Below are 22,203 nucleotides of genomic sequence, written 5' to 3' on the forward strand. Positions count from 1 at the left end.
CCAGCGAGAGGCTCTCGCCTGGCTCCCATGACAACGTAAGTACAGCAGGAGATGCCCTGTGGGTATGGAAGGCAAAACAGTGCGCGTGGCCACCGACGTCGGCGGGACTTTTACCGACCTTGTGTATTTCGAACACGACCCGACCACCGGCGAACAGACGATTCGCACGGCCAAAGTCGACACCACCCCACCCAACTTCGCCCAGGGCGTACTCAATGTCATCCGCAAGGCGGACGTGGATCTGGCTGACGTCGACTTCCTGGCCCATGGCACCACCGTGGTCATCAATGCCCTGACCGAACGCCGGGGCGTCAAGACAGGGTTGATCACCACCCAAGGCTTTCGCGATGTGCTGGAAATCGCCCGCGCCAACCGCCCGGATTACTTCAACCTCAAGTGGGTCAAGCCGGCGCCCTTCGTGCCGCGCTATCTGCGTCGCGAAATAACCGGGCGCCTGCACACCAACGGTCAGGAGCGCCAGCCCCTGGACCTTACGCAAGTGGCGCCGATCATCGAAGCCTTTCGCGCCGACAACGTGCAGGCCATTGCGATCTGCTTGATACACGCCTACGCCAACCCGGCCCATGAGCAAGCTGTGCTGAATGAAGTACGCAGGCTCTGGCCGCAGGTGTCGGTGGTTGCGTCCCATCAGATCACCCGAGAATGGCGTGAGTACGAGCGCTCCAGCACAACGGTGCTGTCCGCCTATGTCCAGCCCATCGCCGCACGGTATCTGGACGACCTGGCGAGTGGTTTGCGCGACGGTGGCTACAAGGCGCCGTTGTACATCATGCAATCGAACTGCGGCGTCGACAGTGTGGAGCATGCGCGGGAAACACCGATCACCATGGTCGAATCCGGCCCAGCCAGCGGTTTTTGGGCGGCTGCCGAACTGGGACGGCTGATTGATGAGCCAAACGTACTGGGCCTGGACATTGGTGGCACCACCGCCAAATGTGCACTGATTCGCAACGGCCAGGTATCGATCAAGACCGACTACTGGATTGAGCGCAACCGAATCAATGCGGGCTACCCGATCATGGTGCCCGTGGTCGACCTGGTGGAAATCGGCAACGGCGGCGGCTCCATCGCCTGGGTTGATGACTTTGACAAACTGCATGTCGGCCCACATTCCGCCGGCGCGGTGCCGGGCCCCGCCGCCTATGGCAATGGCGGCACGCTGATCACCACTACCGACGCCAACCTGATGCTGGGGCGCATCAACCCGGATTACTTTTGCGGCGGCGACGTGGTAGCCGACCTGCCGGCCGTTGTACGCGGGCTAAACACCCTGGGGCAGCGCCTGCAACTGCCGGCCGATGAGGTGGCGCGCGGCGTGGTGCGTTTGGCCAACGACAATATGGTCAACGCGTTGAAGCTGGTGTCGCTGAGCCGTGGGCATGACCCACGCGAGCTGACCTTGATGGCCTTTGGCGGAGGTGGCGCCATGCATGCTGTTGCGCTCGCCCAGGAGCTGGGTGTGCAAAAGGTCATCGTCCCGCGCAGCGCCTCAGTGTTCTCTGCCTGGGGCATGACCCTCTCGGACTTGCGACGCGACCTGTTTATCAACCGTTTTGTACAGACCCGCCACCTCGTTGAACTGGAGCAGACCCAGCAGTTTTTGCAAGAACTGACGGGTGCCGCCCGCGAACAGTTCGTCGCGCAAGGCATCACGCCGGCGCACGTCGAGGTCCAGGTGCATTGCAAGCTGCGCTACCAGAACCAGGAGCATTCAGTTGAAGTGCTGCTCGGGCCGAACGAGCGCATCGACGCAGACTGGGCCGTGATCGAACAACGCTTTCACAGCCTCTACAAGCAGCATTACACCTACAGCCTGCAAGCACCCGTGGAAATCATCGGTTTTCATCTGGTGGCGATTGCTCAGATCGGCAAGTTGACGCCCCAGGCGTTGCCGATTACCGGCCGTTTGGTGAGCGAGGCCTGCAAGGGGTGGCGCCGCGTCGACTACGCCCAGGAAGGCATTCATGAGGCGAGTCTCTACGACTACGCCTTGCTCGAACCGCTGATGACGTTTAACGGGCCGGCCATAGTCGAGGACGCCGGCACCACCGTGGTGGTGCACCCCGGCAACCGCGTACAGGTGGACCGCCTGGGCAACCTGCACATCATGATCAACGGCTGACGGAGTATCGCCATGAGCAAGCTCGATATCTTTACCCGCGACATCATCCAGAACTCACTCCAGGCCATCGCCGACGAGATGTTCACTGCCATGCGCACGGCCGCCATGAGCCCGGTGATTTACGAAGTGTTGGACATGGGCACGGGCATCACCGACGCCCACGGCGAGATCGCCAGTTCCGGCGCGGGTATACCCGCCTTTGTCGGTGTGCTGGACAAAGCCGTGAAGAAAATCCGCCAGCACCATCCGTTGCCGCATGACATTGAAGACGGCGATATTTTTATCAGCAACGACCCGCATGATGGTGCGGTAACGCACCTCAACGATGTGGTTTTGGCCATGCCGGTGTTTGCCGACGGCCATCTGGTGGCCTGGACCGCCAACATCGCGCACTGGAACGATGTGGGTGGTCGCGTACCCGGTTCGTTGTCGACGGATGCCACGGATATCTTTCAGGAAGGCCTGCGCCTGTCCTCGGTGAAGCTGTTCAGCAAGGGTGAGCCGATCCGTTCGGTACTGCAGATTTTGCGCGCCAACACCCGTATGCCGGACTTTATGGAAGGCGATCTTTGGGCGGGCGTTGCCGCTGTCCGGGGTGGCGCAACGCGCTTGCGCGAACTCACGGAAAAATACGGTACGGCGCTGTTTTTGCTGGCGATGAGCGACTTCATGGACCTGGGCGAGAGAGTCTCGCTCAAGGCGCTGGCGGCGTTGCCTGAAGGGCAACTGAACCTTGAGGAGCTGCAAGATGATGGCAGCCTGTTCAAGGTGCGCATTGATATCCGCAACACCGAACTGGTGATCGACCTGCGGGACAACCCCGACCAGTGCCTGGGGCCGACCAACCTCAGCCGCGACGGCGCGGTAGTCGCGGCGCAAATGGCGTTCAAGGCCTTGACGGCGCCGCAAGGCGTGACCAATGGCGGCACGTTCCGCCCCTTGCGGGTGCTGACGCGCCCAGGCTCGTTGTTCGATGCGCTGCCGCCCGCCGCCGAGGGGTTTTACTTCGAGAACCTGATTCGGGTGCATGACCTGATCCTGTGCTGCCTGGCCCAGCAGTTTCCGGAGCGTTTACCCGCCGGCAACTTCGCGTCGGTGTGCGCCACCATCATTGGCGGCGCACACCCGGAAACCGGCCGCCTGTTCACCCTGGTAGAACCGGAAATCGGCGGCTGGGGCGCCGAACCCGGGCGCGACGGCAACAACGCGGTTTACTCCGGATTGCATGGCGAAACCTACAACTGCCCCGTTGAGGTCTGTGAGGCCCGTTATGGGCTGTATGTAGAGCGTCTGGCACTGAATGACGAGCCCGGCGGGCACGGCCAGTTCAGAGGTGGGCGCGGGGTGTGCATTGACTACCGAATTCGCGCTGACGGCAGCTTCATGACCTGCGGCTACACCCGTTCGGTCATCCCGCCCTGGGGCCTGGCGCAAGGGGGTGAAGGCACACCCAACTATGTCGAAGTCATTCGCGTGAACGGCCAACAGGAGCACTACAGCATGGCCAGCGGCATCGCCCTGAATGCCGGTGATCTGGTCCGGGTGCGCACCGGCGCTGGCGGCGGCTATGGCCCGGCCAGCCGGCGCGAGCCACACGCCGTTCGCGCAGACCTGAAGAATGGCTACATCGATGCAGCCACCGCCCAATCGGTCTACGGCTTGACACTTTAGCCCGGGGCGCATCGCGCGCCTTGACACTCGGCTTGAAAGAACAACAACAAAAAAGAGAGCACCACTATGAAACCGCAACACTCATCGCGTTTATGGGTAGCGCCTGCGCTTGCCTGGATGTTGGGATTCACCTCCGTAGCACAGGCTGATCAGTTCATTGGTTTCGCCCAGCCGGGCGTTCCTGGGAAGTGGGCACTGGAAACGTTCCCGGTGTTCAACCGCACGCAAAATGGCGACGTGCGCGCGGGCAGTAATACGGTGCTGACGTACTTCTCCGAAACCGGCTTTACCGGCACGCAACGTGATCAGTTGCAAGTATGGGTCGGTGCCGACGCGGGTTACACCGGCGCCAACGGCACGCGCAGCAATGGTTCGTGGGGCGTCGCCTCGCCCAACCTCGGCCTGGCCTATTACTACAACGTGGTAGAGCCCACCAGCGCCTTTGGTGCCGATGATTTCACCACGTTCTGGGTCAACCCCACCCTGTCGCTGGAGTTTCCCAACGGCAACGATGAAGGCAGCGGCTATGGCGCGTTTGCCAACCGCTATGGTGCCAGCTTCAGCGTGGCCAACTACTTGCGCGTGGGGCGCTTCGCCGCCACGTTCACGCCGGTCGGCATCCATTACGCCGCGCGCAATCGTCACGCTTCCGACCTCGGCGACGGCGACCCTACTCGGCTTCAAGGCGGTGTCAGCCTGTGGTTTGCAAACATTGCCGCGGGGTACCTGGTAAGCGATGACTTGTGGCTCGGTGTGCATCACGCCTACCACATCAACAACCGTACGGCCTCGGACTTCAAAGAGTCGCGCCAGGGCAAGATCGGCCCGGCGATGACCTACACCGGTTTCAGCAAGCAGGGGCTCTACCTGTCGAGCAACTTCAACTTCGATTACTACAACAGCGACAACCTGCCCCGTTCCAATAGCTTGACCATGGCGATAGTGAAATTTTTCTAGTGCCACACACATCATCTATGAGGAATACCGTATGGACTTGACTACCAGCACGCCAGAGCCACATGACATGCCGGTCATTGTGCGCTGGCTGAACCCGATTGGCTGCCCAACCTTCGACGCCCCTATCGCCGAACTGCTGCACAGCATCAAACAACCCTCTACCGAAGTTGAGGTGGTGTCGTTTGACCTGACCCCAAGCCCTACGCACTTGGAATACCGCGCCTACGAGGCACTCACTTATGAGCGCACTGTACGCATCGCCCGCGATTGTGCGCAGTCGGGCGTGGACGCCTTGGTGCTGGGCTGTTTTTACGATCCGGCATTGGCCGATGCACGCGAAATTTCCGGTAAAACCCTGGTCGTCGGCCCCTGCCAGGCAAGCCTGCAGGTGGCCGCGCACCTGGCCAATCGTTTTTCGATCATTGTCGGGCGCACCAAGTGGATCGAGCAGATGCGCAGCCTGGTCCAGGGCTACGGTGCCGGCGACAGACTGGCGTCAATGCGCCCGCTGGGCATGGGCGTGGATGAGTTCCAGCTCGACCACGCGGTGACCCGCCGCAAGATCATCGAGCAAGCCCGGCGTGCCGTAGAAGACGATGGCGCCGAGGCCATCATCCTGGGCTGCACCATCGAGTTCGGCTTTTTTGAGGAGGTGCAACGCGAAATCGGCGTGCCGGTGATCGACCCCGTGGTGGCGGCATTCAAAGTCGCCGAAGCCATGGCGGGCATGAAGTGCAGGTTTGGCTGGCGCCCCAGCCGCGTGGGCAGTTGTGAGCCACCACCGGAAGCCGAAATCGAACGATTCGGTTTGTTCAAGGGCCCCGCTCCCATAGGCAATCGCGTCAAAGCCTGAGCATAAAAAGGATAACCGCCATGCGTGATACTCCCTCCACGCCCGACCCGCACGGGTCACAACAGCACCGCAACGTGGGTGATGTGTTCAGAGACGTGCCCCTGACACGCAAGCACCTGCAGTGCTGCCTGGTACTGTTTCTGGTGTTTGCGATTGAAGCCTGGGAGATGATGATCATCGTCTACACCGCGCCGTTGATTGCGGCAGAATTTGCCCTGGATGCACTTGCCGTCGGCCACCTGATCGGCGCGATGTTCATCGGCATGCTGCTGGGTGCATTGCCCTGGGGCAAAGTGGCCGAACGCATCGGCCGCAAGCGCGCGATTATCTGGAGCCTTGGCACCTACGGGGTGATCTCCCTGGCCAGTGCGTTTGCGCCGGATTACTCCACCCTGTATGCCCTGCGATTGCTCAGCGGCGTGGCAGCCGTGGGCATGATGGTGGTGACCTTTGCGCATTTCCAGGAGCTGCTGCCGGTACGCCAGCGCGGTGCGTTAACGGTGTACCTCGCAGCAGGTTGGCCGATCGGTATGTTGCTGGCGTTGGGCGCCACCGTGTGGCTGCTGCCGCAAGGTTGGCGCGCCATTATCGTCTTGAGTTCGCTGGGCGGCTTGTGGGCAATTGCCGTCGCGCGCTGGGTACCAGAGTCGCCTTATTGGCTGGCGTCCGTGGGGCGTCAGGAAGACGCTAAAGCCACGATCTACACGTTGAGTCAGGGCACGGTGCTTATACCCAAAACGTGTGAACTGCAGGTTGATCGTACGACTTCCGGTCGCCAGCGCGATGTATTCAGTGCTGCGCTGCTCAAGGTCAGCCTGCTGCAAATCACCGTCAACTTCACGTTTTCGTGGGGTTACTGGGGCCTGCAAACGTGGCTGCCGACGTTGCTGCAACAGCGCGGCCTGAGCCTGCCGCAAAGCTACGGTTTTATCGCGCTGTCGGCGCTGTGCATGATCCCGGGCTACATGGCGGCGTCTTATTTGACCGGTCGTCTGGGGCGTAAAAAAGTCATCGTGAGTTTCATTAGCGCGTCGGTACTCGCCGGTTACGGTTTTGCCAACGCCCAGAGCCTGGAGATGCTCTACCTGAGCAACTTCGCCCTGGCGTTTTTCAGCCTTGGCGCCTGGGGCGTATGGGGCACGTGGGTCAGCGAGTTGTACCCGACGAGCCTGCGCACGTTGGGCTATGGCTGGGCCATTTTCGCCCAGCGCCTGGCAAATGTGGCGGCGCCGTCGCTGATCGGCGCGCTCATCGCCTATGGCTCCTCGTTCAACCTGACCGCCACCCTCATTAACGCGTTTTTGCTGGTCACGGTGGTGCTCGCCGCCTTCATCCCCGAAACGGAAGGCGAGGCATTGCGCTAAAGCCGGTGGTTTGAGCGTCGAGTCCGACCCACTCCAAGGCACGCTGCTGGCAGTCGCCGGCAGCAAACCCGGATTGAATACTGCCCCTAGACGGCTCCCGACATCAGTCGCAGCCCCCATCCCCTTGGAAACGGAGTTCCCATGGCTAACAGACCCTCGCCAAGCAGCCTGGTTTTCCCCATGCAGCGCGGGCCTTTTCAGAACAACGGCGCGACCCCGTGGTATTGCCCGCTCAAACTCGGCACGCCGGCGCAAACGCTGAAGTTCGCTATCGACACAGGTACCAATATCAACTGGGTTACGTCGACGCTCTGCCCGGATGATCAATGTGTGCATTTCGCGGGCGGGCGTTTTGACGTTCATGCCTCCAGCACCGCAAGCTTTAACGATTGCCTGCGCAGGCCTTACAGCTTTGGCCCTTGGGGCACGATGCAGGTCGAGTCCGCCTCAGACCTGTTGACCACGCCTGCTGGTGCTCAATTGGACACTCAGCTGTTTTTGGCCGCAGCCTATGAGGGTGAGCAATTCAAGCAACTGGACTGGGATGGCGGGCTAGGCCTGCCTTGCAGCAGTGCTTATGTGGAAGGCCGTCATTCATTTGTGCTCCAGACGTTGATGCGTGAAGGGCAACTCGACCCCGCCTACCCGTTTGTGACATTTGACTGGAACGCCGATGCGCACAACGGCACCTGCCGTATGGGCGCGGTTGACCCGCTGAAAACCAAAGGCGCATGCGTGTTTTTGCCTTGGTCCGTCTACACCGCGTTGCCTGGGGTGGAGTACATCTGGTCAGCCGAACTGACGTCTTATTCGGTAGGCTCAGAACAACTGGCGTCCAACCTCAAGTTCGCTATCGATTCCGGCTCTTCGCGGTTCAAGGGCGACGACAGGTTGATGCGCCAGACCCTGGCTCGCATGGCCTTGGGCGATCAACCCAACGTGGTACTGGGGTTCGCCGACGGTGAAATCACCCTGGGCGCCGATCTCTACAACTGCCTGATCGAAGAAGGCCCGCAAAAAAATCAGGTGCTGCCGCAGTTCGCGCCACTGGGTCTCACCGACCTGGTACTGGTAGGGTCGGTGGTGATGGAGCATTGCTATACGGTGTATGAGTACCAAGTGGTGAAATGCTCTAACACTGTTTATTCGCTGGCCCCGGTGGGCGTCTGGCTGTTCAACCGGCCTGATGGCCCCAAGATCATTACGCAATCGTCTTCGACGCCTTTCATCCCTGGCAAACGAACAGTGCTTGATGGCAGCGCCGCCCCGCCGCGCAGTGCCGAAGAAACTGTCTCAGTCGCCGGGACCTGGCAGAACGACTATGGCTCGTTGATGACCCTGGAGGTCTCAGGCCAGCACGTCTTCGGCACGTACCAATCGTCAACCGGCTCAACGGGCCATTACGCAATCTCTGGCTCTTTACTGGGGCCTGGCGCGACACGGCTGAAAAACCAGCCGTTGGCATTGGCGATTGAGTGGCACGACCTTGGCAATGAAACGAGCGACCCCAGTTGGCAGTGGGCCTCAGGATTAAGCGGGCAGCTGAGTACGGGTGACAAAGGCGATGTGCTGGCCCTGTCGCACCTGCTGGTCGCGTCCAGTGAGTTCCCTGACTTGGCGAACCGAGGCAATTACATCGACAAGCTGGTTTATCGTCGAGTGGCACAGCCCTCCCTCGCCACTCCCTGTGCGCCGATCGAATCGATATCGATTGATAACGATTTAAGCGGGCGCTGGGTCGCCAGCGATGAAACGCTCCTGTCATTGACGGTTGAGGCTGACTCCCAGCATCGCTTTGGCATTGTCCAGGGGCGGTTAACCTCGGGCGGCGTCTTTGTCGAAGTGTCCGGCTTTACCGATATCAACGCCGTCTCCAGCAAGCTGGCGTTTCAATCCGTGAGCTTGACCGTCACCAATACCCAGGCAGGCGAGGTTTCGACACTCTGTGGCACCTTGGATTTAGCCGGGCAAACATTGAGCCTGGTGGTATTGGCAAGTTCGCCTGTGGCCCCCGCACAGGCCTACTTGGCCACCAAGCTTTCGTCGTTGCGTTTTATCCGTGCTACTTCACCCGTCTCTTTTCCTTCGACGGCCTATACCCGAAATACGCGCTATAGCACTTACTGAAATGGCTCGGTGACACAAACCCGCACGCCACCAGCACATCCACTTGCGACAGCTCGGTGTGCTGCAACAAGCGCCGCGCCTCGGTGACGCGCAGTTCCATGTAATAGCGTTGCGGTGTGGTGCCCAGTTGTTCCTTGAACAGCCGCTCCAACTGGCGCCGCGAGCGGCCGGCATAGACTGCCAGTTGGTCCAGTTCCAGCGGTTCTTCGAGGTTGGCGTCCATCAGTTTGACCACTTCACGCAGCGGCGCGCTGACGCAGACGTTTTCGGTGGGTTTGATGCGCCGGTAGCGCGACTCTTCGAACGACAGGATGTCTTCGATGCCTTCGACCAACGCCTTGCCATGCAGGGTTTTGATCCAGTCCAGGGCCATGTGAAAGGCGCCTGATGGGCTGGAGGCCGTCAGGCGGTCACGGTCGATCACGTAGGGTTCGCTGGTGACCTGGGCGGCCTTGGCGACTTCCGCCAGTGCCGGGCGATGTTCCGGGTGGATGGCGCAGCGGTAGCCCTGCAACAGGCCGGCGCGCCCGAGGAACCAGGCGCCATTCCATAACCCGGCCAGCCCCACAGCCTGTTCGGCGGCGGTGCGCAGCAGTTGGATCAACTCATCGCAGGCTTTGAGTTCGGTGCGAAAGCCACCGCAGACCACCAATAAGTCCAGTTGCGCCAGCGCCGACAGTTCCAGCCGCGCATCGGGGCGGATCACCAGGCCCAGGTCGCTGATGACTTCGCCCTCGCAGCAACCGAAGGTACGTGTGGCAAACAATTCGGGGCGCAGCAGGTTGGCGGTGATGAGGGTGTCGAGGGTCTGGGTGAATGCGGGCAGGGAGAAGTGTTCGAGCAGCAAGAAGCCGACACGCGTGGTCGCTGCAGGCTGCTGGGGGGGTTCATTGAGGTAGCGCAGGTTTTTGCCTTTCATGCCACCGCTGAACTGGCGTCTTTCCATCGAGGGTCAGCCCACTTTTGTTGTAGATGCAATGGGCGTCATCTTAGAGGATTAGCGCGCCGAATCGACGAAAACGTGGCATCCAGTTATCCAGGATCTGCGCGGCCGCCAGCACAGGGTGCGCGCGGCCGATCAGCAGCTAGCGTGGCACAAAGCCGATATAGCGTGAATCCGCGCTGTTATCGCGGTTATCACCCAACATAAAGTAGCTGCCGGCCGGCACCAGCACCGGTGCCAAAATCGCGCAAGGCACGTGCTGCCGGGATCAATTTACTGCTGATCTTCATAAACGCGCCCGCCTCCCGAGCCCGCAGTTAAGCCGTCACGGCCCAATCTGATACGGTTTTTTCTTTGCTATCTGCGCCTGTATTGAAAACTGTTCGAAGCGGACAATAGGCCCATTCCCGGCAGGAAGATTCCTGCCGCCCTCTTCCTTTCGGAGGTCTTATGACCAAGATGGCACTTTTCCTGTTCGGCTTTTTGGTGCTGACCATTGGTATTGGCTTGCTGGCGACCATCTCGCCCGTTTAAGCCCGCACTGTTGGGCGGCTGTGCGCGGCGCTGTCAGTTGGCAAAGAGCATCGGGTACAGCGACAGCACCAACAACCCCGCCATCGACCCGTTGAACACCCGTATCCAGCGCGGCTCGCGCAACACGTTGCGCAGGCCGGTGCCGCAACCCACCCATACACACACGCTGGGCAGGTTGACCACCGCAAACACCAGGGCGATCACCAACACATTGGTCACATAACCTTCCGCTGGCGTGTAGGTGGTGATGGCCCCCAACGCCATGATCCACGCCTTGGGGTTGACCCACTGGAACGCCGCCGCGCCGAGGAAGGTCATGGGTTTGCCGTGCTCGTCACTGCTGTCGGACATGCCACCTGCGGTCGCGATCTTCCACGCCAAGTACAACAAATACGTCGCGCCCACATAGCGCAACACGGTGTAAGCCCACGGGAACAGCTTGAACACTTCGCCAAGGCCCAGGCCCACCGAAATCACCAGCAGCATGAACCCCATGCTGATCCCCAACGCATGGGGCATGGAGCGGCGAAACCCGAAGTTCACCCCCGACGCCAGCAACATGGTGTTGTTGGGGCCAGGCGTGATCGAGGACACAAAGGCGAACAGCACAAAGGCTGACAGCAGGCTGGTAGACATGAACATGGTGCGGCATCCGAACGACGGTGGTATGCCTGCGACAGTAGTGGTTTGCGCAGCCCATCGCCCCGTACAGCTAGGGACAGATCAAGGCATACACTTTGGCCTTGTCGAGCAATTTGCGACAGTGTGCGGTGGTTCTGGCGCTGGCCTCGACCATCGGCAGGTGCCCCACACCCTCAAGTATTTCCAGGCGCGCATGCGCGATACCCGCCAGCCAGGTTTGCGCGCTGGCGACCGGCCCCTGCGACTCTCCATGTGGAATCGATGGCCGCTGTAAGCAAGCGTCGACTCGGAAATCGACTACCATGAGCCTGCATTTTATCGGCGGAGGCCGCCCATTCCTGTCCCCAGCAAAGGATCACACCATGAGTGCCCCCGTCATCCTGATCACCGGCGGAAGTCGCGGCGTAGGCGCAGCCACTGCGCGCCTGGCGGCTGAGCGCGGCTACGATGTAGCAATCAGCTTCGTGTCTGACGAAGCCGCAGCTCTCGCCGTGGCCAACGACGTGAAAGCCACCGGGCGTCGAGCGCTGGCGATACGCGCCGACAGCGCAGACCCGGAGCAAGTCGCCGCGTTATTCGCCGCGATCGACCGTGAGTTCGGGCGCCTCGATGTACTGGTCAACAACGCGGCCATACTGGGGCCGCAATCGCGCCTGGAAGACCTCGACTTTGCACGGATGCAACGTATTTTCGCCGTCAACGCCATCGGCCCGATGCTGTGCTCCCAGCACGCCATCAAGCGCATGTCCCACCGCCACAACGGTCGCGGTGGCGTGGTGATCAACCTGTCCTCAGGGGCGGCGCGGCTCGGCAGCCCACATGAATACATCGACTACGCCGCCTCAAAAGGCGCCCTGGAGTCCTTCACCATCGGCTTCGCCAAAGAAGTTGCCCGCGACGGCATCCGCGTCAACTGCGTCCGGCCGGGGCACATCTACACCGACATGCACGCCAGCGGCGGCGAGCCGGGCCGGGTCGATCGGGTCAAGGACTCCATCCCTATGGGCCGAGGCGGCCAACCTGAAGAAGTGGCACGGGCGGTATTGTGGCTGGCGAGCGATGAAGCGTCGTTTATTACCGGGACGTTCCTTGATGTGACTGGGGGCAAATGAGCGGCCTATGATTCACTTACGCCAAGCGACAAAAGCCGATATCGACAGCCTGCGTGAGGTCGGCTGTGAGACTTATCGCGAGCACTTTTCCGCCATCTGGTCGCCTGCCGGCATGCAGAGTTTTCTCGATCAAGACTTTTCAGCCAGCGCCCTGAGCCATTCGCTTGAAGCGACCGAGCGGCATGTGTGGCTTATAGCCTCTGACAGTGGCGGTAAACCGGTAGGGTTTGCCAAGGTTAACTGGTCAACCCCCAGCCCTATTACCGGGGTGTTGGGGGCGGAGCTGCAAAAAATCTACCTGCTCAAATCAGCCACAGGTCACGGGTATGGGAAGCAGTTTCTGCAGTTCATTTGTGAGCAGGCGCAATCTCGTGGGGAAACGTTGCTTTGGCTGGATGTACTCAAGACCAACCTGAATGCCCGAGGCTTTTATGAGGCATTTGGGTTCAATCAAATCGGCGAGATCCCATTCAAAACTGACCTGGCTGAAATCGGCATGGTGGTGATGGGATTGGCGTTGAAGCAACGGCAGGCGGTGAAGTAGATGGAAGAGTTGATACAAGGCCTCGATGGGCCGAGGACTGCTCAGCAGGAATTGTTTTATGACCTTGAAGATGCGGCGGCGGTTATCGGCTGGTCGGTGGTTGAGCTGACGGCCATGGCGGCAGGCGCTAAAACGCCTGCGCAGGCAGTCGCGTTAATGAAGATTTGTGCGTTGCTGACGGCTCAGCAGGAGAAGATTGGTGGGTATGCGGGGGAAGTTAAGGAGCAACGTGTTATCAGGCATGAGGCCGAATGAAAACCCATCAGGTCGAACACGTATTCACGGTTAAATAAGGAGTTTACGGATGCCATTTTCAATGGAAGAAAGAACCGCTTTGCTCGCGCTCAAGGGAGTAGGCCCGACCGTCATTGCTCGGCTGGAGCAGATGGGTATCGAGTCGATGGAAGAACTTGGTAAAGCGCACGTGAGCGACATCCTCGCGCAAGCGTCTGCGGCATTGGGTTCGACGTGCTGGAAAAACAGCCCTCAGGCCCGAGCGGCAATTACGGCGGCGGTAGAACTTGCGAGGGCTCAGGGAGAAAACGTCTGAACTTGGGGCTAGGAGTGACCCACGCTCGCGGCGATAGAACGCGTGTATATCAAGTCTTCAAATACCTGATCATTGATTCGCACTGCATTCGGAACACGGCTTTCCAGCGAAAAACCACACTTCTCAAGCACGCGACATGACGCAATATTCCCGGCTGTTACCGTGGCCTGGAGTGCAGTGAGCCTCAAGCTTTCATCTGCATAGGCAATCACGCTGTTCAGTGATTCGACACCATATCCCTTGCCGTGCTGCTGCGACAAAAGAAGGTAGCCGACTTCGGCTCCTGGCGCGTCAGCCCCATTGCGGGTCATCTTTAAGCCGGTGACACCTACAGGCTGGCCGCTATGTCGCTCGCAGATGACAAGGCACAACCAATGATCGGAATCTGGCGTCCACTCAGGAAGCCTGCATGCAAACTTCTCTCGTAAGCTATGTTCCGCAGGGTGGTCGCACACATACTCAATCACCTTCGGGTCAGTATGTAGCTGTAGAAAAAGCGCCCAGTCAGTTGAAGACAACTGCCGCATATGGAGTCGATCCGAAAAGAGCTCCAGCACCGGTTTTTCCTTCAATACAGTGGTTTTTCAAGACTGTAGCACTGAGGGCGAGATGCAAAAAAGCTCAATGCGCAGCCGGGCTGAGTATTTTTCGTGATCATTACGAACGTACAGGCTTTGCAGTGATGTACCCATTCACCGCCTTCACACAATTATTTTATGAAACCGTGCATCCACTTTGATGGTTGGCTCGTAGATTCAATACCCTCACTCGGAGGGCATAAGAGCCAAGGAGATACATCATGCACGCTTTTTACAAAAAACTTGCTGCAGCAGCCTGTTTCTCGATTCTCAGCGTCACTGCAACACTCAGCGTTGCCGCCGACACAGTGATGGTCGGAGGCGCAGCGATGTACCCAAGCAAAACCATCGTAGAGAATGCGGTCAATTCAAAGGACCACACCACACTCGTAGCAGCAGTCAAGGCTGCCGGGTTGGTTGATACGCTCAATAGCAAAGGGCCTTTCACCGTATTCGCGCCAACCAACGAAGCCTTTGCCAAGCTGCCGGCAGGTACCGTCGACACGCTGGTCAAGCCAGAACACAAAGCCGACCTGACTAAAATCCTGACCTACCACGTCGTGCCCGGCACTCACACATCGGCACAACTGATGGCCGACGCCAAGAAGAACGGCGGCACCGTTGTGCTGAAAACCGTGCAAGGTGAGTCGCTGAATATCAAACTGCACGACGGCAAGCTTTGGGTGGTGGATGCCAAGGGCGGTAAGGCAAGTATCAGCATCGCCGACGTGATGCAGTCCAACGGTGTGATCCACGTTGTAGACTCAGTCTTGATGCCTTAAACGCTCTGCAATCCCGGCAAACCCAGAGTTTGCCGGGTGTCAAACCTTGGTTGAGCACCACTAAACCTGGCTTTAATCCGGATAACACGGTAACTCTTGTGCCTGCGCTTCACGCTGAAACAGGCTGAACGGCTCCGGCCCGCCGGCTAACTGTCGTAGAAATACCACATCACAGACACCACGGTGGCGACCCATCCGAGGGTGAGCAGAAACGATAGACCTGCAAGGCGCTTATCCATGGTGACCGTTCCAAACGCTATGTTCGCACTACGAACGACACGACGAGCGTAGTTCATAAAGTCAGCAACAAAACAGGCATGGCGCAGATCGTGGAGGGTTTTCGAGCGTCAGGACAGCCAGCACGGCCCCCCACGCGGGCATGGGCGGCGCAATAAGTCTCAACAAGTGCAAGCGTGGGCCGATACCCTGTAAAGAAGCGCCCCGAGTCGGGGGAATTGAGAAATGTGGCAGTGGACTTAGGTTATGAAAGATATTTACTTACTGGTAGAGCATGGAAGAGATCAAGGTGAGGTCTACATTTTAGGTTGGTTTGAGGACAAAAAAAGCGCTACGGATGTTGCTGAAGCGAAGGAGTGGCAGGCTTATCGAGACGCCTTGAATGCCGAGCACTCTTGGTCTCTTCATAAGCCCGTCCCGCCTGACCAGACCAAGTATCGGCGCTTCTGGGTTCAGGAGGTTTCCAAATTTGATCCAGCGCCCACTCAACGTACCTCGGCCATTCACTAAGGCCTCGCCGTACGGAGGCGGCAGGCGAGGTGCACTTTAAGGGCGTTGAGTGCCTCGCTCAGCACTGCGCGCCTCAGGGGGTTCAGTGAATAAGTTCTTTGGCTTTTTCCAAGCACTCAGTTGCGCTGTCCAGTGCCTCAGCCGCCTTCAGGGAGTCCGTACTGCCATTCTGTGTGCGCTGCCCGGTGATGACAAAGAGCACGTCAACGCCGGCTTTTGCAACAGCAGCCAAGTAATCCGCGCGGGGGAACCTTATATCGTTCTCGTAACGCCCCTGAGCATTCACTTCGACACCCCCCCACTTCCCGATCTCAGCTTGGGAGATTCCAAGCCGAAGCCTCTCACTCTTCAGCCTTGCACCTATGCTCATGTTTTTACTCAGGTTAACTAGGTGAAGGTAAGAGTGAGGCCGCAGATTATTAGTTCCAGACGGCACAGCCAAACTGAACGTTGGCAACCCTGCTCTCGACTCAACGCTTTCACATACGCCTGCCAAGCCAGCAATGCGGTTACTGCGTTATTGCCGTCGACGCTGAGTAAGCGTTCGGTGAAGTCACCTTGATTCAGGCTGTGAGTTCTAAAATCTCGACAGCGCGTCGTTTTAGAGCGCCTCAAACTTCGGCAGAGCGTACGAGTACGATAAATAAACGGCGTGGCATCGGACTATGAATCCCGCGCTCCACTTTTCAGTCTTAGTCATCAACGCCCACTATCAGGCCAATGAGCTTCTCAGCAGGTAATTCCCTGGCGCAGGATCATTCAGCTACGCGCTTGTGCGTTAAAGTGCCTGCAGGTTTTTCTGAGCCCATTGCTCGGCGGTGGTGACCTGAATCGACTGTTGCTCGTTGAAAGTGGCAGCTTTAGGCCACGCCACTCCTCTACCTTGTGCGAACACAGCGCGGTACTTTTTGATGTGATGAGTGGGGTCTTTCTCCAATTCCTGGATTAGGTACGGAACAGTCCATACGTTACGTTTGAATGGGCGTCCCAGAACCTGCTCAAGGATGTTCGCAACCTGCCCATACGTCACAGTGTCGCCAGAAAGGTAGACAATTTGATTGCGCAAGCGAGGCTCAAAGAAAACGATTTCCGCTGTCAGCGTACCGATGTCGTCTGGTGTCGTGAGCGTCACGCTGTTCTCAAGACTGCCTAGGGCGTTCACTGTGTCGTTTTCGAAGTCCACTACCTCAAATACAGGCTCGAAAAGAAAGCTGGTGAACATACCCGTCGAGATGATTACCCATTCAGTTTTGTCTTGGGCACGAAGCAACTCGCGCACATCGAGTTGAGCATCGAATAGATCCTGGGGGCTGCCCCGACCGATCACCTCAAAATCGACGCCAAACTGCCATGGGAAGTAGCGCTTCACGCCGGACTTGAGCGCGGCTGTAGCCAACTTCATCGGGGTTTCTCGACCCGCGACCATGCCTGCACAGCCTATTACGGTATCAAACCGTGCGAACACTTCAGCCAGCTGATCAATTGAGTCATTCACCAGGTCTGCGGCGACCATTTGGATGCCTAGACTGCGAAGCTCATCGATTTCTACCTTTTTCTCCGGCACCTGAGTGTTGATGGTCGAATCCCTGAGCAGGACGCTGATTTTGGAGCCGGGCGTACGCTTTGCCACCCGCGCAAGATTGCGTAAAACCGGAAGACCCAGTTCACCTGCGCCTAGAACAAGAATTGATTGGGGGGGAAGCTGGGTCACTTTGGTCATGATTTCTCCTGAGACCTATTGCCTGTAAGATGAGCGAATGCTTGCACGATTCGGCAGCGCTCGTAAGAAGGCACACGTGTGATACCAGGGGGAGAAATGACCGATCATGAAACTCTTAAGCAGGCAGAAACTATCTGCCAAACGCTAAGAGAAGATGATGATGGCGTCAGGCGCGAAGTCCTCGCTCACGCAGGTAGCCGCTGGTCATTGGGCATTCTGCATGCGTTAGGTGTCTACGGTAAGATGCGCCATGCCGAGATTAAAAGGCAGATGGCGGGTGTAACTCAGCGAATGTTGACGAAGACACTACGCGCCATGGAGCGCGATGGTCTACTGATTCGGCGGGAGTTCGGTGAAATTCCGCCCCGGGTCGAGTATGAGCTGACGCCGCTGGGCCTGGGACTGTTGATCCGTATGTCCCCTATCTGGACTTGGGTAGTCGAGAACGCCGAGGAATTCCGCAAAGCGCGTCGAATGTTCGACAGTCAAGATGGCAAAAAGCCGTCATGGCAAATTCCCGTGTCGATTCCAGTAGGTCCAGAAGCGCCTGAGTAATCTTCCGCGTTACAAGCAACGTCTCACGACTAGATCGCTAAGCGTCCGTCCAACTTACAGCGCGTAAGTCAGGCCTGCATCCATTGATGTGGGAGAAGTTGATCAATATCACTGGCGCGCTGCGTTGGCAGCGACTGGATCAGACTCATGATCGCCGCTGCCCGTTTGCCACTGCGAAGCGATCCGGTAAACAACTCCATCTCGGAGCCATGACGCCCCCCTGGCTAACACACCTTCGATGCTGTTGTGTAAGACGTAAATTTTCACGGCATAGGGCCGACCTTTCCGAACTCCTGCCTAAAAACAGTTTCCGGCCACCCCTGCGTTCAAATGCTACATTCACGCCTTTCCTGGCCGGCCGTCTTCATGCACATCAATCCTGATCACTTCTTACAGACGGAGAATGGCCGCATTATTAATGCTGAGCTAAATAGACTGGCTTGGCAGAGGGCTCACCTTGCCCTATCAGAGGCTCTGCTAGTGACTCCCAAGCCTTCTCGTCTGTATGTGTTGATAGGCGCTCAGGGTGCAGGAAAAAGCACTTGGGCCAAATCGACGCGTTTAGTTGAGCCTGGCGCTGTAATCTTTGATGCCATCCTGGTTCAGCGCTGTGAGCGTGAATCGCTCATACAGGCAGCCAAGAAGCATGGGGTAGATGCAGTAGCTACTTGGTTCACTACTTCGCTGGAAGACTGTTTGGCACGTAATCAATTGCGCCCTGATGATGAGATGGTTCCTGAGAATGCCATTAGAAACGTTTTTAAAGCACTTCAGCCTCCACGCTTGAGCGAGGGTTTCACCGAAATTTTAGTTGTTGATGCACAGGCTAGCGCGAACGCTCATGCTTCTAAAGACTGAATCGACTTCCAGTTATGCGGCCACAGCTCGGCGATCTCGCTCGCCCGTTGCGTCAGCAGCCGCGCCAGTACCTCCTTCAAATACGCATACGGATCATGGCCAGTAAGCCGCGCAGGCCCAACCAAGCCACGTAGTGGGTAACTTAACAGTTCATAATTCGCTCTTTTTTTTCAGCTGCGTCATAGCTACGTCGGCAGTCTTGAATGGCGTCCATATTCTCGACTGTCCAGTCGAACAGAACCGAGAATGCCCCCTGCAACGAGCTACCCAGTGGTGTCAGGGCATACTCGACACCAAGCACTCGTCCATCCAGAACTCTACGCGTCAACATTCCGTTGCGCTCCAGTTTGCGTAGCGTCTGGGTCAGCACGCGTTGGGTGATGCCATCGAGACGACGCTTGATGGCATTGAAGCGACAGGGCTCGCACAATACAGCCAGAACCATCATCGACCATTTATCTGCTATCTGATCGAGTATCACGCGGCTTGGACAATCGGCGCGGTAGATCGGGTCAGTATCTTCCATTGGTATCCTCCAGTACACCTAGGATGCTTCAGGTGCGTAATTGACTCCAAGTAACCAATAAATACTATCAGATCATTAGCGCACCTAACCAAGGAGTACTCAGATGACAGATACAGACGTCGGCAAACTTCACATTTCCAACGCTAATGGCGTTACGACGATCACAATTAATAATCCGCCAGTGAACGTACTCGACGTATCTTTGATGGGCGAGATACAGCGCTTTCTCCTTCGCGCTCGTGATGACACAAACAGCCGCGTGCTGGTATTCCAGAGTGCGGACCCAGAGTTTTTCATAGCGCATGTCGATATGACATTAATCGACGAGCCGCACGCGTTTGACGATTTTGTTCATGAGTCTCCAGAGGCTCTCAACCCGTTCCAGGCATTCGGCGAGCTGCTGCGAGATCAGCCACAGGTAACAATTATCAAGCTCGCCGGATTGGCGCGCGGGGGTGGCGCAGAGTTCATCTCGGCAGCCGACATGGTATTTGCCGCAGAAGACCGAGCAGGACTTGCCCAATGCGAAGCGTTGATGGGCATCACCCCAGGGGGTGGAGCGACTCAATACCTTCCTAGTCGGATGACACGCGGCCGAGCTCTTGAAGTGATACTTGGCGCCGATCTCATCGACGCAATAACGGCAGAACGTTATGGATGGATCAACAGAGCGATACCTGCAGACCAACTTGACGATTTCGTTGATCGGCTGGCGCGCAACATCGCCGCACTGCCCGAAGGGGTAATCGCCGCCGCAAAAAAAGCAGTGCCCAGAACAGACCTGCGGGAAGGCTTTCGCCGCGAGCACGATGCCTGGGCGGGACTCTTCGAACGTCCGGCGGCTGAAAAGCTCATCCGGGGAGGGCTTAAGGCTGGCGCGCAGACTAAAGAAGGGGAGCGAAATCTGGAGAGCCTTCTCCGAGGACTGAATTGCCACCACCGGTAACGGAGGGCGGCGCCTTACTGGAGATAATCCATGGGCCACAACTGCGCATACCTTCGGCAGCTGCCGGGCAAAGATCCCTGCAAACCGATTTCGACTTTGACGATCACAGCGCCCGAGAAAAACGCTGACCAGCACTTGTGCCAGAGCAGTACTTGCGTGCATTCGATCAACGTTGAGCCAGCTTGGTGGAATAGACGTCCGGCCGAGAAATCCGATCAAGCGCTTCAGCCGCTGACGTGGCCCGCAGGTCTTAATAAGTCAGTTTGATAAAACATATCAAACACGGAACGGATGGCACACGCTTCTACAGAGTTGAAAACGCGTGTAAGAGCATCATAGGTACCCATGCGGAGCATGGCACATTCAACGCATCCGCGATGCGCACTTTATTGCAGCACTTAATACAAAATGGAATAACGCTTTTGAGTGCTTATTGAAAGCTGAACACCCAACTGAATAGATAAACCTCACTCAGTACAAAGACAGCCTTGGTTGGACACACAGAATAATGGGTTTCAAAAATCTTTAACACGTGTACAAGAGGTCAACTACAATTGAAAAGTAGCTAAAACCATCGAACCACCCAAGCGCTTAGCTAGCTAACTTAATTTTAGCTGCGATGGCTTCGCCTTAGGGCCCACACAACCTTACCTCGGGCATCTATATGTTCAACAAAACCTTAAAAAAAGAGCTAATGGAATTAAAGGGTGAAGTCAAAAGGCAGCAAGCATTACAAGACGGTGTAAGTGCTGAAATGGTCACCATGACTGTCGATAGCAACCTGACGATTACCTGCATCAATAAAAATTTCGCGAAACTAGTAGGTTACGAACAAACTAAATTAATTGGCGCCTCACTAGGCACCCTATCACCCTCGTATGTCAAAGACCTTTCTTGTTATAAAAATTTTATGCGTGCGATGTCTGAAGGACGATCAGTCAGCGATGACTACAGATACATCACAGCCGACGGTCGAATGGTTTGGATACACGCAGCTTGGTGCCCAATCAAAGATGAAAGTGGTCGTACAACCCATATGGCTTGTTATGGAATAGATGCCACAGACTCTATAGACAAGTCACGTGAAAATAGCGAATTCATCCAAGCGCTGCTGAGATCTACCGCAGTGATAGAATTCGACACGTCGGGAAAGATTATCACCGCGAACGATAATTTCTTAAATGCAGTGGGTTATTCACTTGTACAATTAGTGGGGAAGCATCATAGCTTATTTTGTGAGCCCGCCTATACTTCTTCCTCAGAATACCAGCAGTTTTGGAAAACGCTGAATGACGGAAATTTCGTAGCAAACCGATTCAAAAGAATAGATAGTTCTGGCCGGGAAATTTGGCTTGAAGCTACCTACAACCCTGTTTATGACACCCGAGGAAAACTTTACAAGATTGTAAAGTTCGCCACCGTGGTCACCGATCAAGTTCAGCGCGAACAAGAGATTAGTTCTGCTGCTAGCACGGCCTACGACATTTCACAGCAAACTGATATTTCTGCAAATCGGGGAGCAGAAGTTGTTCAGGAAACGGTCGGCACAATGAACAAAATTGTCGACCAAATATCGTCTGCTTCGGAAGGCATTGAAGCCTTGGGTAAGCAGTCTTATCTGATCAGCTCGATGGTACAAACTATCGGTGGAATCGCTGCTCAAACTAATCTATTAGCATTGAACGCGGCAATCGAGGCGGCGCGCGCAGGCGAACAAGGTAGAGGGTTTGCGGTTGTCGCAGACGAAGTACGGCAACTTGCAGGAAGAACGAGTAATGCGACTGAGGAGATCGTTGCAGTCGTGCAAAAAAATCAGCTTCTAGTCGATGAAGCCGTAGCAAACATGGGTAGCAGTCGTTCCCAGGCGGAGCAAGGGCTGATGCTGGCTCAACAAGCAGGAAGCGTGATACTGGAAATTCAATCTGGCGCCCGAGAAGTTTTAGGTGCGGTTGAACGGTTTGCAAAACAACTGTGAACCCGTTGTATCAATGCATCAATCTTGCGGCTTTACCCGACAAGAGGACGCGCTGGCCCTGTGAAATATGGCGGTT

Annotated in this window: 22 protein-coding genes and 2 pseudogenes; 16 read left to right on the forward strand and 8 right to left on the reverse strand. The window is 57.1% G+C overall.

Annotated elements, in window-relative coordinates; genetic code table 11:
• Positions 1-64: 64 nt before the first annotated feature.
• From K0P33_RS16780 to K0P33_RS16805, 6 genes are all read left to right on the forward strand, one after another.
• Positions 65-2,143, forward strand: coding sequence for a hydantoinase/oxoprolinase family protein (locus K0P33_RS16780; RefSeq protein WP_242149683.1), 2,079 nt, complete (start codon positions 65-67; stop codon positions 2,141-2,143).
• A 12-nt stretch (positions 2,144-2,155) separates the two neighbouring features.
• Positions 2,156-3,814 (forward strand): hydantoinase B/oxoprolinase family protein, encoded by a 1,659-nt coding sequence (locus tag K0P33_RS16785; RefSeq protein WP_242149686.1) that lies wholly within the window; start codon positions 2,156-2,158, stop codon positions 3,812-3,814.
• Positions 3,815-3,880: 66 nt separating this feature from the next.
• A complete protein-coding gene (locus K0P33_RS16790) occupies positions 3,881-4,771 on the forward strand; it encodes a hypothetical protein (protein ID WP_242149688.1) in 891 nt (296 codons plus the stop codon).
• Between the two features lie 31 nt (positions 4,772-4,802).
• Positions 4,803-5,624, forward strand: a complete 822-nt coding sequence (locus K0P33_RS16795; protein WP_242149691.1) for an aspartate/glutamate racemase family protein — start codon at positions 4,803-4,805, stop codon at positions 5,622-5,624.
• 20 nt (positions 5,625-5,644) lie between these two features.
• The gene (locus tag K0P33_RS16800; RefSeq protein WP_242149694.1) at positions 5,645-6,988 is read left to right on the forward strand and encodes an MFS transporter; all 1,344 of its coding nucleotides are present in this window, start codon (positions 5,645-5,647) and stop codon (positions 6,986-6,988) included.
• 141 nt (positions 6,989-7,129) lie between these two features.
• Positions 7,130-9,115 carry an avidin/streptavidin family protein gene (locus tag K0P33_RS16805; protein ID WP_242149695.1) on the forward strand — a complete coding sequence of 662 codons (1,986 nt, stop codon included), beginning with the start codon at positions 7,130-7,132 and terminating at the stop codon, positions 9,113-9,115.
• On the opposite strand, the gene K0P33_RS16810 is transcribed toward K0P33_RS16805, so the two are convergent.
• The 3 genes and pseudogenes from K0P33_RS16810 to K0P33_RS16820 form a co-directional block, all read right to left on the reverse strand.
• Positions 9,051-10,034: a GlxA family transcriptional regulator gene (locus tag K0P33_RS16810; RefSeq protein ID WP_242156061.1), complete on the reverse strand. Its 984-nt coding sequence runs from the start codon at positions 10,032-10,034 to the stop codon at positions 9,051-9,053. The two genes, K0P33_RS16805 and K0P33_RS16810, sit on opposite strands and share 65 nt — an antisense overlap.
• A gap of 169 nt (positions 10,035-10,203) precedes the next feature.
• Positions 10,204-10,284, reverse strand: a pseudogene (locus K0P33_RS16815) (S26 family signal peptidase); the annotation flags it as partial.
• Positions 10,285-10,625: 341 nt separating this feature from the next.
• Complete coding sequence (locus K0P33_RS16820; protein ID WP_242149698.1) at positions 10,626-11,234, reverse strand: LysE family translocator; 609 nt, start codon at positions 11,232-11,234, stop codon at positions 10,626-10,628.
• A gap of 362 nt (positions 11,235-11,596) precedes the next feature.
• On the opposite strand from K0P33_RS16820, the gene K0P33_RS16825 reads away from it, so the two are divergent.
• The 4 genes from K0P33_RS16825 to K0P33_RS16840 are packed head-to-tail and all read left to right on the forward strand — an operon-like array spanning position 11,597 to position 13,440.
• The gene (locus K0P33_RS16825) at positions 11,597-12,346 is read left to right on the forward strand and encodes an SDR family oxidoreductase (protein ID WP_242149700.1); all 750 of its coding nucleotides are present in this window, start codon (positions 11,597-11,599) and stop codon (positions 12,344-12,346) included.
• 7 nt (positions 12,347-12,353) lie between these two features.
• Entirely contained in the window at positions 12,354-12,890 is a 537-nt protein-coding gene (locus tag K0P33_RS16830) for a GNAT family N-acetyltransferase (RefSeq protein WP_242149703.1), read from the forward strand.
• Positions 12,891-13,145 carry a hypothetical protein gene (locus tag K0P33_RS16835; RefSeq protein ID WP_242149705.1) on the forward strand — a complete coding sequence of 85 codons (255 nt, stop codon included), beginning with the start codon at positions 12,891-12,893 and terminating at the stop codon, positions 13,143-13,145.
• 49 nt (positions 13,146-13,194) lie between these two features.
• Positions 13,195-13,440: a helix-hairpin-helix domain-containing protein gene (locus K0P33_RS16840; RefSeq protein WP_242149708.1), complete on the forward strand. Its 246-nt coding sequence runs from the start codon at positions 13,195-13,197 to the stop codon at positions 13,438-13,440.
• Between the two features lie 8 nt (positions 13,441-13,448).
• Here K0P33_RS16840 and K0P33_RS16845 read toward each other — a convergent pair whose 3' ends face one another.
• The gene (locus K0P33_RS16845) at positions 13,449-13,997 is read right to left on the reverse strand and encodes a GNAT family N-acetyltransferase (protein WP_242156063.1); all 549 of its coding nucleotides are present in this window, start codon (positions 13,995-13,997) and stop codon (positions 13,449-13,451) included.
• A 242-nt stretch (positions 13,998-14,239) separates the two neighbouring features.
• On the opposite strand from K0P33_RS16845, the gene K0P33_RS16850 reads away from it, so the two are divergent.
• Both K0P33_RS16850 and K0P33_RS16855 read left to right on the forward strand, forming a co-directional pair.
• Positions 14,240-14,800 carry a fasciclin domain-containing protein gene (locus tag K0P33_RS16850; RefSeq protein WP_242149711.1) on the forward strand — a complete coding sequence of 187 codons (561 nt, stop codon included), beginning with the start codon at positions 14,240-14,242 and terminating at the stop codon, positions 14,798-14,800.
• Between the two features lie 483 nt (positions 14,801-15,283).
• The gene (locus K0P33_RS16855) at positions 15,284-15,547 is read left to right on the forward strand and encodes a hypothetical protein (protein ID WP_242149713.1); all 264 of its coding nucleotides are present in this window, start codon (positions 15,284-15,286) and stop codon (positions 15,545-15,547) included.
• Between the two features lie 82 nt (positions 15,548-15,629).
• Here K0P33_RS16855 and K0P33_RS16860 read toward each other — a convergent pair whose 3' ends face one another.
• Both K0P33_RS16860 and K0P33_RS16865 read right to left on the reverse strand, forming a co-directional pair.
• On the reverse strand, positions 15,630-15,917 hold the full coding sequence (locus K0P33_RS16860; RefSeq protein ID WP_242149716.1) for a helix-turn-helix transcriptional regulator: 288 nt from the start codon (positions 15,915-15,917) through the stop codon (positions 15,630-15,632).
• Between the two features lie 408 nt (positions 15,918-16,325).
• Positions 16,326-17,267, reverse strand: a complete 942-nt coding sequence (locus tag K0P33_RS16865) for an aromatic alcohol reductase (protein WP_242149719.1) — start codon at positions 17,265-17,267, stop codon at positions 16,326-16,328.
• 96 nt (positions 17,268-17,363) lie between these two features.
• On the opposite strand from K0P33_RS16865, the gene K0P33_RS16870 reads away from it, so the two are divergent.
• Both K0P33_RS16870 and K0P33_RS16875 read left to right on the forward strand, forming a co-directional pair.
• A complete protein-coding gene (locus K0P33_RS16870; RefSeq protein WP_242149722.1) occupies positions 17,364-17,822 on the forward strand; it encodes a helix-turn-helix domain-containing protein in 459 nt (152 codons plus the stop codon).
• Between the two features lie 366 nt (positions 17,823-18,188).
• Positions 18,189-18,680: an AAA family ATPase gene (locus K0P33_RS16875; RefSeq protein WP_242149724.1), complete on the forward strand. Its 492-nt coding sequence runs from the start codon at positions 18,189-18,191 to the stop codon at positions 18,678-18,680.
• Here the strand turns inward: K0P33_RS16875 and K0P33_RS16880 are convergent.
• Together K0P33_RS16880 and K0P33_RS16885 are read right to left on the reverse strand one after the other, a co-directional pair.
• Positions 18,662-18,805: pseudogene (locus K0P33_RS16880) on the reverse strand (transposase domain-containing protein); the annotation flags it as partial. The gene K0P33_RS16875 and the pseudogene K0P33_RS16880 sit on opposite strands and share 19 nt — an antisense overlap.
• A 17-nt stretch (positions 18,806-18,822) precedes the next feature.
• Positions 18,823-19,206: a helix-turn-helix domain-containing protein gene (locus K0P33_RS16885; RefSeq protein ID WP_242149727.1), complete on the reverse strand. Its 384-nt coding sequence runs from the start codon at positions 19,204-19,206 to the stop codon at positions 18,823-18,825.
• A 103-nt stretch (positions 19,207-19,309) separates the two neighbouring features.
• Here K0P33_RS16885 and K0P33_RS16890 point away from each other — a divergent pair, with 103 nt between their 5' ends.
• The gene (locus tag K0P33_RS16890; RefSeq protein ID WP_242149730.1) at positions 19,310-20,152 is read left to right on the forward strand and encodes an enoyl-CoA hydratase/isomerase family protein; all 843 of its coding nucleotides are present in this window, start codon (positions 19,310-19,312) and stop codon (positions 20,150-20,152) included.
• Positions 20,153-20,816: 664 nt separating this feature from the next.
• Positions 20,817-22,127, forward strand: a complete 1,311-nt coding sequence (locus K0P33_RS16895; RefSeq protein ID WP_242149732.1) for a PAS domain-containing methyl-accepting chemotaxis protein — start codon at positions 20,817-20,819, stop codon at positions 22,125-22,127.
• Positions 22,128-22,203 lie beyond the last annotated feature (76 nt).

Origin of the sequence: Pseudomonas sp. ArH3a, assembly GCF_022648765.1 — a bacterium.
Taxonomy (GTDB): Bacteria; Pseudomonadota; Gammaproteobacteria; order Pseudomonadales; family Pseudomonadaceae; genus Aquipseudomonas.